This is a genomic window from Slackia sp. CM382 (assembly GCF_000293015.1).
Lineage (GTDB): Bacteria > Actinomycetota > Coriobacteriia > Coriobacteriales > Eggerthellaceae > Slackia > Slackia exigua.
Genome location: NZ_ALNO01000010.1, coordinates 30,820 through 46,050, shown reverse-complemented (window position 1 = coordinate 46,050; position 15,231 = coordinate 30,820). Strand labels below are relative to the sequence as shown.

General features: G+C 64.4%; 11 protein-coding genes. 10 read left to right on the top strand and 1 reads right to left on the bottom strand.

Translation table 11 applies throughout. The features are described 5' to 3' along the window. Positions 1 to 192: 192 nt before the first annotated feature. The 7 genes from HMPREF1155_RS04235 (at position 193) to HMPREF1155_RS04205 (ending at position 11,083) form a co-directional block, all read left to right on the top strand. Positions 193 to 2,118, top strand: coding sequence for an FAD-binding protein (locus HMPREF1155_RS04235; protein ID WP_009077709.1), 1,926 nt, complete (start codon positions 193 to 195; stop codon positions 2,116 to 2,118). A 116-nt stretch (positions 2,119 to 2,234) separates the two neighbouring features. Further along, positions 2,235 to 3,374, top strand: a complete 1,140-nt coding sequence (locus HMPREF1155_RS04230) for a hypothetical protein (RefSeq protein ID WP_009077618.1) — start codon at positions 2,235 to 2,237, stop codon at positions 3,372 to 3,374. A 214-nt stretch (positions 3,375 to 3,588) separates the two neighbouring features. Beyond that, positions 3,589 to 5,925 carry an ABC transporter ATP-binding protein gene (locus HMPREF1155_RS04225; protein WP_009077717.1) on the top strand — a complete coding sequence of 779 codons (2,337 nt, stop codon included), beginning with the start codon at positions 3,589 to 3,591 and terminating at the stop codon, positions 5,923 to 5,925. Then, the gene (locus HMPREF1155_RS04220) at positions 5,925 to 7,802 is read left to right on the top strand and encodes an ABC transporter ATP-binding protein (RefSeq protein WP_009077690.1); all 1,878 of its coding nucleotides are present in this window, start codon (positions 5,925 to 5,927) and stop codon (positions 7,800 to 7,802) included. Before HMPREF1155_RS04225 ends, HMPREF1155_RS04220 begins: the two co-directional genes overlap by 1 nt. Before the next feature lie 97 nt (positions 7,803 to 7,899). Continuing rightward, entirely contained in the window at positions 7,900 to 8,709 is an 810-nt protein-coding gene (locus HMPREF1155_RS04215; RefSeq protein WP_006361864.1) for an AIM24 family protein, read from the top strand. A gap of 199 nt (positions 8,710 to 8,908) precedes the next feature. Next, positions 8,909 to 10,327: a sodium:alanine symporter family protein gene (locus HMPREF1155_RS04210; protein ID WP_039993356.1), complete on the top strand. Its 1,419-nt coding sequence runs from the start codon at positions 8,909 to 8,911 to the stop codon at positions 10,325 to 10,327. 3 nt (positions 10,328 to 10,330) lie between these two features. Further along, positions 10,331 to 11,083: an HAD family phosphatase gene (locus HMPREF1155_RS04205; RefSeq protein WP_006361862.1), complete on the top strand. Its 753-nt coding sequence runs from the start codon at positions 10,331 to 10,333 to the stop codon at positions 11,081 to 11,083. Positions 11,084 to 11,102: 19 nt separating this feature from the next. On the opposite strand, the gene HMPREF1155_RS04200 is transcribed toward HMPREF1155_RS04205, so the two are convergent. Next, entirely contained in the window at positions 11,103 to 11,708 is a 606-nt protein-coding gene (locus tag HMPREF1155_RS04200) for a hypothetical protein (RefSeq protein WP_155999143.1), read from the bottom strand. Between the two features lie 256 nt (positions 11,709 to 11,964). Between HMPREF1155_RS04200 and HMPREF1155_RS04195 the strand changes: the two genes are divergently transcribed. The 3 genes from HMPREF1155_RS04195 (at position 11,965) to HMPREF1155_RS04185 (ending at position 15,121) form a co-directional block, all read left to right on the top strand. Beyond that, positions 11,965 to 13,701, top strand: coding sequence for a hypothetical protein (locus HMPREF1155_RS04195; protein WP_009077705.1), 1,737 nt, complete (start codon positions 11,965 to 11,967; stop codon positions 13,699 to 13,701). Positions 13,702 to 13,826: 125 nt separating this feature from the next. Next, positions 13,827 to 14,243, top strand: a complete 417-nt coding sequence (locus HMPREF1155_RS04190) for an Rrf2 family transcriptional regulator (protein ID WP_006361859.1) — start codon at positions 13,827 to 13,829, stop codon at positions 14,241 to 14,243. Next, positions 14,240 to 15,121 (top strand): adenine glycosylase, encoded by an 882-nt coding sequence (locus HMPREF1155_RS04185; protein WP_009077682.1) that lies wholly within the window; start codon positions 14,240 to 14,242, stop codon positions 15,119 to 15,121. The genes HMPREF1155_RS04190 and HMPREF1155_RS04185 overlap by 4 nt, the downstream gene beginning before the upstream one ends. Positions 15,122 to 15,231 lie beyond the last annotated feature (110 nt).

Sequence of the window (15,231 nt, the reverse complement as noted above, 5' to 3'; positions counted from 1 at the left end):
GGCCCCTTCCGATGCCTCTCTGCTTGCGAACTGGGAAAACGTATTAAATCAAGAAAAATAGAACATTTTGGAACCTCAGGGGAGGCCCCTGATGGGAAAGATTGCCCCTTTTGGATTCCATCCTGTGCCTACGATTTCCATGCGCCCTGTCCGATCGGGCGCATGGGACAAGAAGGATCAAGGAGAGGGGACATGATGTCGAAGCTATCTCGCAGGAACTTCCTCAAGGGTGCCGCGGTCGGAGCTATGGGGGCGGGCGCCGCCGCCGCGCTTGTCGGGTGCAGCCCGAAGCAGGCGCAGGAGGTGCAGGGCCAGGGTTCCGCCCAGTCCGGCGCCGCCGATCGCACGACGGGATATTGCGGGCCGGGCGACTGGCTAGGGGAGGCTCCGGCCGTCGATGAATCGAAGATCGTGAACGAATACGAGTTCGACGTCGTGGTCCTGGGCGGCGGGCATTCCGGCCTCATGGCCGCATGCGGCGCGGTCGACGAGGGCGCCACCGTCGGCGTCGTCGAGATGCAGCCCTGGTCGAGCTATGTCGACCTGGACGGAACCGGAACGAACATGGCAGGATGGTATGGCGAGGATATCGGCCATGTGAATTCGGACATCCTCATCAAGCGCGGCTTCGGTCCGTTCAACACCGGAGAGATCGCCGCGGAGTTCTGCAAGCGTGCCGGAGGCCGCGTCAACACCGACATCGTCCGCGCCTTCGTGCAGAATTCGGGCGCCATGGTGAACCGCTACAAGGAGATCTACGACAGCTACGAGGCCGACCGCAAGGCCGATGACAGCAACGTGTATCTGAAGGGCACGATGGTGCTCCTTCCGGATCAGGATGTGCCCGACGAGGGGACCTTCGACATGTCGAACATGTTCGACTACCCGCTCTGCAACACCCAGGCGGCCTGGAGCGGTGCCGATGTCAGCTATCCGATCGAGTGCGGCGGCTACAAGACCTGGCCGTGCAATATCCAGTTCTACGGCTACCAGGGCAACAACATCGAATTCGTGCATAAGTACATCGTCAGGCACACGCAGGAGAACGGCGCGCAGTGGTTCTTCGAGCACACGGGCATCGTGCTCGAGCAGAACGAGTCCGGCGACGTCACCGGGCTTATCGCGGAAGGACCCGACGGGCAGGTGCGCTTCAAGGCGCGCAAGGGCGTCATTCTCGCGGCCGGCGATTTCATCGGCGATCCCGCCATGTGCTGGGCGCTGCTTAACGAAGGCATGGAATGGGCCGAGAGGGCGGGTTCGACCAAAGACGACTGGACCCAGAGCGGCTTTCGCGCCGGCACCGGCCATAAGATGGGATGCTGGGCGGGCGGCATGATCGAGCCGACCCCGCGCGGCTGGATGAGCATCGGCGGCGGCGCCAGCGGCCCATGGGGCACGGCGCCCGTGTACATGGCCAACGCCAACGGCAAGCGCTTCTGCAACGAGGGAGCCATTCCTCAGCTCGGTCCGGTGGGGCTGCGCCAGCCGGCAGGCCTTGCCTGCTGGGTGTCCGATGCCAACTGGAAGCAGACCGTCGGCAAGGCGCCCCTCGACCACGGCGCGCCCAACTTCGGCATGGACGACTACATGGATCGGCTTGAATCCGAGATGGCGGCCGTCGAGGTCGGCTCTACGCAAGGCACGGAGGTCGGACTCGCGGCTCTGGCGGAGCGCAAGATGATGAAGAGCGTCGTCTTCGCCGCCGACACGCTCGACGAGCTTGCCGGGCTTCTGGGGTACTCGGGCGATGCGGCCAAGACGTTCGTCGAAAGCATCGAGCACTACAACGACCTGTGCGCCTCCGCAGACGGAGATACCGACTACGGCAAGGACAAGGCTTACATGGTTCCCATCGATACGCCGCCTTTCTACGGCGGGAAGGCCGAGCTTTCCCATACCGCCGCGCCGATGATGGTGACCATGTCCGGACTCGTCACCGATGAGACGCAGAACGTGCTGCGCCAGGCGGACTGGACGCCGATCAAGGGCCTCTACGCTGCCGGGAATTGCCTGGGCGGCCGCTACGGCTTCGGGTACAGCACGCCGTTCGCCGGCAACTCGATCGGCATGGCCATGACGCATGGATGGCTTGCCGGAAAGACGGTGGCCCACCTCTAGCGTATCTTCGTATGGCACGCGCCGTTCGGCTCCCCTCCCTTCGATGCCGGACGGCGCGCTGCTCTCATGGCGCAGAGCGCCGAACATGCATGCACGGTCGGCAAGGAGGAAGGGCGATGGACGATACGCGGCGGGCCCGAGCGACGCTTTCGCTCAATATCCCGTTCCGGATGAAGGAGTCGGCGCGCGAGCTTGCAGGCTATCGCGCGTCGTATACAGGGGACGCGGCGGCGAGGAGCGCCTATCTCGACGCGCTCGAGGCGGAGATGGCCGCATCGGCGCGCCGCGGGGATTTCGACGGCGTGACGTTCGAGGCGCTGCGGGTCATCGGGGGAAGCCCGAGCATCATGAACGGCGACCGCCTCGGCCGCATCGTTGCGGCGGCGCGTCGCGGGCTTCCCCTGGCGCATGGATGCGAAGCCTGCGTGGAGGCGCTGCCCCAGACCGTCTGCACCGCAAGCCTGACCGGATGGTCCCAGGGCGGCGTGGACGCGGTATCGCTGCGCGTGGGAAGCGTGCACGAACGCGAGCTCGCCGCGATCGGCGCGACCTACGATGCAGATGTCGTGCGGAACGCCGTGCTTTTCCTCGACAGGTTCCATGTCGATACTCTCGAGGCCGTCATCGTCGTCGGCATTCCCGGGCAAACGCCTCAGAGCCTCCGTCGAACGCTGCGCGCGTGCGTGGGCTTCGAGTCGAAACGCATTCGCATCGAGCCGTATCGAGGCGCGATCATAGGATCGGGCGCTCTCGATGAAACGCTTGCGGCGCATGCCGCGGACATCGACGACGCATCCCTGCTCTTCGATGCCGCGCGTGATTTTCTCGCAGGTCAAGGGTTCGTGCATCGGTCATGCGACCTGTTCGCGCGATCCGACGCGCGAAGCGCATTCGATGATGCACGGCTTCAAGGCTGCGACTTCTTCGAGCTCGGGCTGGACGCCCGGATTGTCGCCGACGGTTTTCTCTGCCGTTCGACATCGGATTATGCGACGTATATCGAATGCTCCGCGTCGCCGGCCGCCGTATTCGAACGTATCGTCGAAGAAGACGACCGGGCGCGCCGTCTCCGGCTTGCCTGTTGTCGGCTCGGTGCGCTCGAGCGCGTGCCGTTCGATGCGCACGAGCCCGATGCCGAGACGTTCTTCGCGTCGCTCGAGTCTATGGGACTTGTAAAGCGCAAGGGCGGGGACGTATCGCTGACCTCCGCAGGCATGCTGCTCTGGCCTCTGATCCCTCAACCCATGCAGGGATAGGTTTCGCGCGCGTTTCGGACGCACGATCCCCCTCGTGTCCCGCAAAAACATGGCGTACAATACAATTGTTCAAAACTATTAAAAGGGGGCATGCGCTGCCGCATCGATGCCGACGGCGCGCCTGCATGGCGCGTGCGCAGGGAACATGGCGCGTGCGCAGGGAACATGGCGTGCGCGCAGGGAACATGGCGTGCGCGCAGGGAAACGAGGTCATATGCGCGTATTCGGCTATCTGAGGCATTCGATTCCGGCCGTGCTCGCCATCGCCGCGCTGCTCATCGTGCAAGCGTTCGCCGATCTGTCCCTGCCTGCTTTGACGTCGGACATCATCGACGTCGGCATCCAACAGTCCGGCATCGAGGACGCGAGCCCGACCGAGATGCGCGATTCGACCCGCAGTTTCGTCACGATGCTCGCAAGCGAGGACGATGAAGCCCTGATCGAATCCTCGTATGACGAAACCGATGCAGGAACCTGGGAACTTAACGCGTACGGCCGCGCGCACCGCGCCGATCTCGACGACGCCCTGAGCCTTCCTCTGCTCGTCGTCTCGATGGCCGAAGACGGCTCCGTCGCAGGACTCGACGCCGATCGGCTTGCCCGGATGCGCGAGGCCTACGATGCGGGCGCTTTGACGAAAGGGGACATCCAGGACGCCATGGAGCAGGCGGCCGATGCGGCCGGCGGCGGCGATGCCCGCCTTTCGCAGCTCGCCGATCTGGACGACGATGCATTCACCCAGGTCGTCAGACAGCAGGGCATCCAGGCGGCTATCGCCGAGTATCGGGCGCTCGGGTACGATACCTATGCGATGCAGATGGACGCGCTCGTCTCGATCGGCGCGCGCATGCTCGGCATGACCGCCGTCATGGTGGTCGCCTCGGTATTCGTCGCCCTCATCGCATCGCGCACGGCCGCGAAGATCGCACGCGATGTGCGCAGCGCCCTGTTCAAGAAGGTCGTTTCGTTCTCGGATGCCGAAATCGACCGTTTCTCCGCCGCGTCGCTCATCACGCGCGGCACGAACGACATCCAGCAAATCCAGATGGTGCTCGTCATCGTGCTGCGCATGGTGCTCTATGCGCCGATCCTCGCGGTCGGCGGCATCGTCATGGTTTCCCGCACGAATCTTGCCATGAGCTGGATCATCGTGCTTGCCGTCGTCGTCATCGCCGTGATGCTCTCCATCATCCTTGCGATCGCCATGCCCAAGTTCCGCCGCATGCAGAAACTCATCGATCGCGTGAACCTCGTCGCGCGCGAGATGCTTTCGGGCATTCTGGTCGTGAGGGCGTTCGGACGGCGTGCATACGAAGAGGAACGATTCGCTGCGGCATCGGGCAAGCTGCGTGATGCGCAGCTGTTCACGAATCGGACGATGGCGCTGCTTCAGCCGGCGATCATGCTCGTCATGAACGCCGTTTCGGTTTTGATCGTGTGGGTGGGAGGATCGTATATCGACGACGGCACCATCCAGACCGGCGACATGATCGCGTTCATCACGTATTCCATGGTCATCATCATGTCGTTCATGATGATCGGCATCGTCTTCATCTTCCTGCCGAGGGCCGATGTGGCGGCCCAGCGCGTCAACGAGGTGCTCGAGACGGTTCCGGCCATCGTCGATCCTGCGCAGCCGCATCGCCCGTTCGATGCGGGAGAGGCCGGGGAAGCGTCCTGCCGCTCGTCCGCGTCGGGACGGGCATCCGCGTCCTCCGATGGCGAGTCCCTCGCCAAGGCATCGTTTGAAGACGGGTTCCACGCGCATGCATCCTCTATGCTCGATCGCCTCGGCGGTGCACGCATCGAATTCGACGATGTCTCCTTTTCTTATGGCGACGATGCCGAACCCGCGCTCGAGCATGTGTCGTTCGTTGCGGAGCCCGGCCGAACGCTTGCCATCATCGGCTCGACCGGATCGGGCAAGTCGACCGTCCTCAAGCTGATCGAACGCTTCTACGATGCGACGTCCGGATCCGTCCGGGTGGACGGCGTCGACGTGCGCGATATGGCACAGGCCGATCTGCGCGCTCAACTCGGATACGTTCCGCAGAAGGCGTTTCTCTTCGCGGGGACCATCGCGAGCAACGTGTCGTTCGCCGACGAATCCATGTCGGCCGACAGGACATCGTTCGCCCTGGACGTCGCTCAGGCGTCCGATTTCGTCGCGTCCAAGGAAGAGGGCGTCGATTCATCCGTGAGCCAAGGCGGCGCGAACGTGTCGGGCGGCCAGCGCCAGCGTCTCGCCATCGCCCGCGCGATCGCGGCGGATGCGCGCGCCTACCTGTTCGACGACAGCTTCTCCGCCCTTGACTACAAAACCGATGCCGCGGTGCGGCGCGCTCTCGGCGAAGCCCTCGGGAACGCGACGGTCATCATCGTCGCCCAGCGTATCGCCACCATCAGGGACGCCGATCGGATCGTCGTCCTTGACGAAGGCCGCGTCGTGGGGACGGGCACCCACCGAGAGCTCCTGAGGATCTGCTCCGCATATGGGGAAATCGCATCCTCCCAGCTTTCCGACGAGGAGCTCGGAAGGGAGCGTGCGTGATGGCGGACAGGCAGGATCCTTCGCGGAAGAACCGGAGGGGCTTTCGCCCGCGCGGTCCCGAAGCCGCCCTCATCCAAGGCGAGCGGGCCGTCGATTTCAAAGGCGCGATGCGCAAGCTTGCGCGCTTCATGGGTCGTTTCAAGATCCAGATAGTCGTCCTCGTCGTTTTCGCCATAGGATCGACCGTCTTCAACATCGTCGGCCCGCGCGTCCTTTCCACGGCGACGACCGAGCTTTTCGACGGCATCGCCGCCAAGATCGCCGGGACGGGCGGCATCGATTTCGAAGCGGTCGCGCGCATCCTGGCCACGACGCTCGCGCTCTATCTCGTGTCGGCCGCCTGCTCGTTCGTGCAGAGCTGGCTCATGGCCTATGTGTCGCAGCAGACGGCCTTCGAGATGCGCCGCCGCATCTCCGAGAAGATCGGCCGCATGACGCTTTCATCCATCGAGAAGCGCACCGCGGGCGACATCCTTTCGCGCATCACCAACGACGTCGACACGCTTGGACAGAGCCTCAACCAGGGCCTGACGCAGCTTATCACGTCGACGGTCACGGTCGTGGGCGTGCTTGCGATGATGCTGTCCATCAACGTTCCCATGACGCTCGTGGCGATGCTCGTCATCCCCGTATCGGGGCTGTTCGTCTCGCAGCTCGTGAAACGTTCGCAGAAGTACTTCAAGGCCCAGCAGGACAGCCTCGGCGATATCGACGCTCGGATCGAGGAGACGTTCTCGGGCCATGAGGTCGTGCGCGCCTTCAACCGTCAGGGCAAGGAGGTCGAGGAGTTCGACCGCACCAACGACGTGCTCTATGCCTCGGCATGGAAATCCCAGTTCATCTCTGGGCTCATGATGCCGGTCATGAACTTCGTCGCGAATCTCGGGTACGTGGTCGTCGCGGTGTTCGGCGCGTATCTCAAGATTCGCGGCGTCATCACGGTCGGCGACATCCAGGCGTTCATCCAGTACGTCAGGAACTTCACGCAGCCGATCACCCAGCTTGCGCAGGTCGCGAACGTGCTGCAGCAGATGGCGGCCGCAGCCGAGCGCGTTTTCGAGTTCCTTGAGGCCGACGAGGCCGCAAACGCCGTGCCGTGCGCCTCGTCGAGCGATATCGCGGGCGACGTGGCCTTCGATCATGTGCGCTTCGGCTATGACCCCGCCCGCCCCGTCATTGCTGACTTCTCGGCTCGGATCAAGGCCGGTCAGACCGTCGCCATCGTGGGGCCGACGGGCGCGGGGAAGACCACGATCGTGAAGCTGCTCATGCGCTTCTACGACGTTCAGGGGGGATCGATCCGCCTGAGCGGGCATGACGTGCGCGATTTCGATCGCGAGGACCTGCGGTCGGCCTTCGGCATGGTGCTCCAGGACGCCTGGCTGTTCAACGGCACGATCCGCGAGAACATCCGTTACGGCCGCCTCGACGCGACCGACGAGGAGGTCGAGGCGGCGGCCCGAGCGGCGCATGCGGATCGTTTCGTCCGCACGTTGCCGCACGGCTACGACACCGTCATCAACGAGGCGGCGAGCAACATCTCGTCCGGCCAGCGCCAGCTGCTCACCATCGCACGCGCGATCCTCGCGGACCGGTCGATCCTCGTGCTCGACGAGGCGACGAGCTCGGTCGATACGCGCACCGAAGAGCGCATTCAGAAGGCGATGGACAACCTCATGGCGGGTCGCACGGCGTTCGTCATCGCGCATCGCCTCTCCACGATCCGTTCGGCGGATCTGGTCCTCGTCATCGACCGCGGCGACGTCGTCGAGCAAGGCACGCACGGCTCCCTCCTGGCCGAAGGCGGGTTCTACGCCGATCTCTACAATGCGCAGTTCGAGGGATGCGACGACGGAATCGAATTCGGGGCGCGATAGGGAACCCGTGCCTGCGATGGTAGAATGCGGGGGTCAGGACCCCCTGCGACGGGGTCGCACGCCTGCCCTTCACGGGCCGTAGCACGAAGGAGATCCTATGAGCTTCAACCTGTACGGACTCACCACGCAGACGCGTTCCGTCACCCAGAGCGTCGGGGGATTCGATGTCCTCGAATACGAGCGCGACCCCTCCGTCAGCCATTTCAACGCCCAGAACGAATATTTCATGGGCAAGATGCATGTGCGCAAGCGCCAGGTCGTCGCCAACCTCGCCGGCGACGGCCGCGACCTGATCACCCAGGCGGGCGCCATGCAGGTCATCCTCGGTTCCGTCGAGGCCACGACCGACATCAAGGGCGCAGGCGGGCTCCTTAAGAGCATGGCGCGCGGCATGGTCACCAGCGAAAGCGCCATCAAGCCTCGCTATACGGGCACGGGCACCGTCATCTTGGAGCCGACGTACAAGTTCATCCTTCTCCACGACCTCAAGGCGAACTGGGGCGGCGGCGTGGTCGTCGAGGACGGCATGTTCCTCGCCTCCATGGGCAACGTCGAATCCAAGGCCGTCATGCGCTCCAACGTATCGTCTGCCGTGGCCGGCGGCGAGGGCCTGTTCAGCCTCGGTCTCTACGGCGACGGCGTCGTCGCCCTCGAAAGCCCCGTCCCGCAGGAAGAGCTCATCACGATCGATCTCGACAACGACGTCGTGAAGATCGACGGATCCATGGCCGTCGCCTGGTCTCCGAGCCTCCAGTTCACGGTCGAGCGCACGACCAAATCGCTCATCGGATCCGCGGCGAGCGGCGAAGGCCTCGTGAACGTCTATCGCGGCACCGGCCGCGTGCTCATGTGCCCGACGTCTCCCACGGGACCGATCGCGGCGGCGCTCCTGTCTTCCGGGGAATAGGAACGGTTCATGGTTCCCTTGCGGATCGCTTTGCCGGCGCACCGTTCTTGAACATGCATGAACATCCTGGCGAAAGCCTCTTTCGGGAGGCTTTCGCCCATACGGTGCGGTAAGCGTTCGGAAATATATTTCTTACAGATTCGAATAACGGCGGCATCTTGAACTTTTGAAAGTTCAACGTGCCTATAATCCATCGACTATGGATATCATACGTGTACTGAACTCAATCGATGCAACCGTGTGGGGCCCTGCGATGATCGTTCTGCTTCTTGGAACGCATCTGTTCATGACCGTCCGCACCGGTTTCATCCAGCGCAAGCTTCCTCTCGCCATCAAGATGTCGGTGACCGACGACGATGGGGCCGAAGGAGACGTCAGCCAATTCGGAGCCTTGGTCACGGCGCTTGCAGGCACCATCGGCACCGGATCGATCGTCGGCGTGGCGACCGCCGTCCTCGCAGGCGGCCCGGGCGCCGTCTTCTGGATGTGGCTCACCGGCGTCTTCGGCATGGCCACCAAGTATTCCGAGGTCTATGCTTCGGTCAAGTATCGCGTGAAGGATTCCGGCGGAGAGATGCTCGGCGGCGCCATGTACGCATGGGAGCGCGCGTTCAAGCGCTCCGACGGGACGACGCCTTGGTGGGCGAAGCTCGGAGCCGTTCTATTCTGCGTTTTCGCCGTCATCGCGACGCTCGGCACCGGTTCCGCCGTGCAGTCCGCGGCCATGACGGGCATCATCGAATCCAGCTTCCCCGATCTGCCTGCCTGGGGCATCGGGCTCGTCATCGCCGTCTCGGTCGCGCTCGTCATCTTCGGCGGCGTTCGGTCCATCTCCAAGGTGTGCGAGAAGCTCGTGCCCGTGATGGCCGTCGCCTACGTCGGCGGCTGCCTCGTCATGCTCGCGTGGAACGCGCCCTATATCGGCGATGCGTTCGCGACCATCATCGAATGCGCGTTCACGTCCAAGGCCGCGTTCGGCGGCGCCGTGGGGTCGGGCATCATGATCGCGCTGCAGTTCGGCTGCGCCCGCGGCCTGTTCTCCAACGAATCGGGCCTCGGCACCGCGCCGATCGTCGCCGCCGCCGCCGCGACCAAGAACCCTGCCCGCCAGGCGCTCATCGCCATGACCGGCACGTTCTGGTCGACGGTCGTCATCTGCCTCATCACGGGCGTCGTTGTCGTCTCGGCCCTGCTCGCGCATCCCGAGATCATGGCCGCGGGATCCATCTCCGAAGGCGCCGCGCTCGTGAGCGCCGCCTTCTCCACGCTGCCCTACGTCGGCACGCCGGTGCTGGTGCTCGGCATGGTGTCGTTCGCCTATTCGACGATCCTCGGCTGGAGCTACTACGGCAACCGCTGCATCACCTACCTCTTCGGCCGCAAGGCCATCCGTCCCTATCAGATCGTGTACGTGATCGTCGGGTTCCTGGGCGCCATCGGCGTCGGCGATGTCGTCTGGACCATCTCCGATATCGGCAACGCGTTCATGGCCATTCCGAATATCATCATGGTGCTGGCCCTGTCCGCGCTCATCGCCAAGGAGACCAGGCACTACGTCTACGACGGCAATCTCGACGAGGCCTGCGAAGACGAGATCCCCCTCATAGAAAGCAAGTAGGCCATGCTCGACGATCAGGACAACGCCGTCATCGACCAGGTCGCGCGCGTCGCGATCGAACATCCCGGCCAGCACTTGATCGCCGCCTTCGATTTCGACGGCACCGCGATCCAGGGGAATTCCCCCGTGCTTCTCGTGCGCTACCTCCAGAAGCGCGGCATGCTCGGCAAACGCGTCATCGGCAAGATCCTCGCGTGGGCGGCGGCCTACAAGCTGCGCCTTCCTCAGAACGAGGCGTGGGTGCGCGGACTCGTGTTCACCGCGTTCGAGGGGCGTGCGCGCGAAGAGGTCGATGCGTTTTTACGCGATTTCTACGACGAGGTCATCGAAGGGCAGAAGCGTTTCCGTCCGCAGGCCGCCGGCGTCATGGAGGAGCTGCGCGCGATCGGCGCGGAGGTCGTCATCGTCTCGGCGACGTTCGACCCGATCGTGCAGCGCGCGCGCGAGGAGCGCGGCTTCGACGCCTGCATCTGCACCCGCATGGAAGTCGATCGGCGGGGCCTGTACACGACGCGCGTCGACGGTCCGTGCATCGAAGGCATCCATAAGGTCCGTTCGCTGCGCGCCTACGCTCAGGCGCGCTATGGGGAGGGGAAGTGGCGTCTTGCCGCGGCGTTCGGAGACCATCATTCCGACATCTCTCTGCTCGCCGCCGCCGACAACGCCTTCGCCGTCTCTCCGGACAACCCGCTCGAACGGGAGGCGAAGCGCCGCGGATGGAACGTCCTCGACTGGACCTGTCCGGTGGAGAAATGACGTTTCTCGGCGCGCCTGCCTACGCTGCGTCTGCGGCGAAGCTCATGCCGATGCTCTCGAAATACACCGCATACGGATGCGAAAGGTCGTCGTAGGCGTACGCCGCGCACGCTTCGTCGTCGCGCGCGTCGTCGTCGGTCGCGATGCCGTCGCCGATCTTTTCGCCGACAAGCGCCTCGTCGGCGACGACCGTCGTTCCGTTTTCCGATATCGCGAGCGTCAGCCTGGTGCCGTCCTCGAGTTCGATGGCGTCGAAGCGCGCCGGGCTGCCCGCGTCGGTCTCGACGCTCGGCTTCAAACGCGCGTCGGCCGGAGTGTTCGCGGTCTTCTGGTCGGTGATCTGCGTGGGCGGCTCCGCTTCGGTCGCGCCGGTGAAGGTGTGCATGAAGGCGGCTACGAAGCAGACGACGACGATGATGGCGACGACGGGCGCTGCAAGCGCGATGAACGGGTGCGCTTCGCGCGCGTCGTAGGCGACGCTTCCGTCGGGAAGCGTGCGTCCCGAGGCGATGCGCTGCGGTTCCTCTGCGCATCGGGTATGGCCTGCGGCATCCTTTTCAGATGCGCGGCCAAGCGTATCGTTGCACGTGGATGCCCCTTCGCCGTTCTGCGTGCCTTCGTTCATGGAGCCTCCTTCGCGCAGGATGCGGCCTCGTCGCGATCTGTCGCGCCGAGCGCCGATCGCTTCGTCTTCGCGCTTCAAGCATACCGTGCTTCGCTTCGATTCAAGGAATCATCATGTCGTTCGCCGGCTGCGCATGCCCGCATCCGCCATGCGTGCGCAGTGCGTGTGCATGGGCGGGTTTTATTTGTGAGCGCTGCGGTAACCGTATAAAATGATCTGCCAAGCGAGTTACGACCATCGAAGGGGGCTGGTGAGAATGTTCGACAGGCATCATGACGATATGAACTTCGCGAATCATTCGAACGATCCCGCCGAAGCGCCGCGGACCGCCGCCGACTATCTCGCCCAGGCGCGCGCTGCGAAGGCCGTGAACCCCGAGCTTGCGATGCATTTATATCTGGGCGCCTACGAAGCGCTCGTCGCAGAATCCCCCCTCGTGCCCGACGACGCGCTCGAGGCGCTGCGCGAGGCGTGGAATCTCGCATGCAGCCTCAAGGAACGCTCCATCGCGGAATACGCCTACGACAAGCTCGAGCCGCACCTGAGCGATGCCGAGCTCGAAGATTGCAACGCCATGCTGCAAGAACTCGCCTTCGATAAGGCGACGGAATTCGGCTTCTCGCGCGACGAGCTCGAGCGCATCTCCGACATCATCTCCGGCACCCTCGGGGAAGCGGTCGATCTCGAAAGCGTCTCCGCGCTTTCGCTGCCCGACGGGGCGGTGGAAGCCATGGCCGAGGGGCTCGCACGCCTTGCCGAGGCGGCGGACGAACATGCCATGCGCGGCGAAGACGGCTCTGCAACCGGGAATGCCCAGGCATCCGACCTGTCCGACTTGTCCTCGACGGCTGTCGGCCCAGACGGTCCGCGCATGCCGGCCGATGGCGCGCCGCAGCCGGAAGGATCGGCGTCCGATGAATCCGCAGCGGGGCCGTCGCGTCCCAAGGTGAAGATCATCGCCGCCAAGGCGGCCTCTTCCCGCAAAGGGTCTTCCCCGAAGGCGGAGGCAGCCGAACCCAGGCATCCCAATTTCTCCGATCTCGTCGGATACGACGGCATCATCGAAGACGTCCGGTCCCTCGGCATAGGCATCGAACACGACGAGGCGTATCAAGAGATCATGGGCATGCTGCGCGAATGCCACGGGCTCGACGGGCTTTCCGCGGTCGGCTCGATCGTCCTGCGGGCTTCCGCCCGCTCCGATGCGGCGGAATTCATGGAAGCCGCCGCCAACGAGGTCGGCCTTCCTGCCATGCGGATGCGCATCCAAAGCGGTTCGCAAGGCTTTCCTGTGCTTTCGTTCACGGTTTCGGCCGATCGCTCCCCGCGTTTCGCGCCCGGTCGGATGACCGTGGAATCGCCGAGCGTCCTCATACTCGAGGACATCGACCTGTGGCTCGCCCCGATGGAAGAGGCCATGGCCTCTTCCGACGACGACGCCGAGCATTCTCTGCCTATGCCCATGCAGATCGCCTATCAGACGCTCATGTGGCTGCGCGCCGCGATCGAGAGCCCGGACGTTCACGTGTTCGCCTCCATCGGCGGCGAGACGAACGATTCCGGCTTTCTGTACGACCTTCTCGAGCCTATCGACGTCATCGATATCTATCTGCCCGACGAGTCGGAGCGGCGCCGTATCTGGCGCGCCATCGCGCAGCGCCACCCGTCCATCCGCGGGCTCGACTTCGGCAGCCTGACGCGGATGTCGCGCAACCTTGCGCGAACCGATATCGTCATGGCCGCGCGCGAAGCGCTCGAAGATGCGTATCGGCAGGGCATGCGCGCGCGCCGCTATATCCCGGTGACCCAGGCGATGATGTACGAGCATCTGGCGAGTTTCCAGCCGCTCGACTCCGTCGAATACCGTCAGATGGAATCGGCCGTCCTGCATGAATTCCGCGACGAGATCGCCGCATTGGAGCAGGAGGTCGGACGAACGTCCGAAGACGGCTTCGGATCCGATCAGGCAGGGGCTCCGACCGAGGGGCTCTAAGGGCCGGCGGCCGTACGCACCGACAGGCGCGCCGCCTCCGCGTGGGAAGACGGCGCGCACGATGGCGCGGCGAGAGGAAGAGCGCCGCGTCGTCGCACATGGATTGAGACAGGGGAGAAACGTTCATGGATCTGAATCGTCGCACCGACTATGCCTGCCGCATGATCCGCGCGGCCTACAAGAACGACGGCAAGGTCATATCGGTCACTAAAGTGGCGGAGCAGGAGGGCATCCCGTACGCCTTCGCCCGCAGCATCCAGAACGACCTGGTGCATGCCGGTCTCCTGCGCGCCGAGCGCGGCGCGAGAGGCGGGCTGGCGCTTGCGTGCGATCCGTCCACGACCACGCTCCTTCATGTGCTCGAATGCGTGCAGGGACCCATCTCCATGACCGCCTGCACCAATGACGAGCGCTTCTGCGACCGCCGCGACGGCTGCGAGTTCCATGCGGTCTGGAAGCATGCGGAATCCATGCTGAAGGCCTACTATGCGAGCATCACGCTCGACGACCTCTTCCGGCACGGAAGAAACCCCCGGCGATGAGGCGCCCCGCATCGACGGACGGCTCGCCCTGCATCGACGACGCATCCCTTCGCGCCTTCTGCGAGCAGGTGCGTGCAGAAGGCGCGCGTCTGTATCGCGATCTTCCCTGGCGCAACGTGACCGATCCGTATGCGATCTGGATATCCGAGGTCATGCTGCAGCAGACCCAGGTCGCACGCGTGCTCACGCGGTGGGGGCGCTTCATGGCGCGGTTCCCGACCCTCGATGCGCTGTCGGCATCCGCCCGGATCGACCTGCTCGAGGAATGGCAGGGCATGGGATACAACCGCCGCGCGCTCGCGCTCAAGCAGGCCGCCGACATCTGCGTGCGCGACTTCGCGGGGCATCTTCCCGAAACCTACGAAGCGCTGGTCGCGCTGCCGGGCATCGGCCCCTCGACGGCGGCCGGCATCATGGCATTCTCGCATGACGCGCCATCCACGTATATCGAGACGAATGTGCGCGCCGTCTTCATCCATCATTTCTTCCCCGATGCCCAGGACGTGTCCGACAAGGATATCCGTCCCCTCGTCGAGGCGACATGTCCGGACGCCGACGTGCGCGGATGGTATTACGCGCTGCTCGACTACGGCGCCGAGCTCAAGCGGACGTGCAGCAATCCCGCCCGCGCAGCCAAGGCGTACGTGCGCCAGAGCGCGTTTCCGGGATCGCGCCGCCAGAAACGGGCCTGGCTCCTGCGCGAGGTCATGGGCGCCGGCCGGATGGACGGCGACACGCTTGCGCAGCGGCTTTCCGCATTCGAACGGTCGGAGGGGCGCGACGCCCCGTCGGAAGACGACGTGCGCTCGATCCTCGCCGACCTTGCGCGCGAGGGGTTCATCGAACGCGAAGGCGATGCATGGAAAGTGTGCGACTAGCGGTCCGATCGCCCGGAGACGCGTGTTACGCGCGTGAGGGTTGTGTGAATCGTGCGCCGTCTGCGCAGGAATTTTTACAAATCCGTGCATCTGTTCCCATGCAAGAACGC

Coding starts and splice junctions, on each gene's coding strand:
- HMPREF1155_RS04230 (WP_009077618.1), top strand. CDS start 2,235: ATGGACGATACGCGGCGGGCCCGAGCGACGCTTTCGCTCAATATCCCG.
- HMPREF1155_RS04210 (WP_039993356.1), top strand. CDS start 8,909: ATGGATATCATACGTGTACTGAACTCAATCGATGCAACCGTGTGGGGC.
- HMPREF1155_RS04200 (WP_155999143.1), bottom strand. CDS start 11,708: ATGAACGAAGGCACGCAGAACGGCGAAGGGGCATCCACGTGCAACGAT.
- HMPREF1155_RS04220 (WP_009077690.1), top strand. CDS start 5,925: ATGGCGGACAGGCAGGATCCTTCGCGGAAGAACCGGAGGGGCTTTCGC.
- HMPREF1155_RS04225 (WP_009077717.1), top strand. CDS start 3,589: ATGCGCGTATTCGGCTATCTGAGGCATTCGATTCCGGCCGTGCTCGCC.
- HMPREF1155_RS04235 (WP_009077709.1), top strand. CDS start 193: ATGATGTCGAAGCTATCTCGCAGGAACTTCCTCAAGGGTGCCGCGGTC.
- HMPREF1155_RS04185 (WP_009077682.1), top strand. CDS start 14,240: ATGAGGCGCCCCGCATCGACGGACGGCTCGCCCTGCATCGACGACGCA.
- HMPREF1155_RS04215 (WP_006361864.1), top strand. CDS start 7,900: ATGAGCTTCAACCTGTACGGACTCACCACGCAGACGCGTTCCGTCACC.
- HMPREF1155_RS04190 (WP_006361859.1), top strand. CDS start 13,827: ATGGATCTGAATCGTCGCACCGACTATGCCTGCCGCATGATCCGCGCG.
- HMPREF1155_RS04195 (WP_009077705.1), top strand. CDS start 11,965: ATGTTCGACAGGCATCATGACGATATGAACTTCGCGAATCATTCGAAC.
- HMPREF1155_RS04205 (WP_006361862.1), top strand. CDS start 10,331: ATGCTCGACGATCAGGACAACGCCGTCATCGACCAGGTCGCGCGCGTC.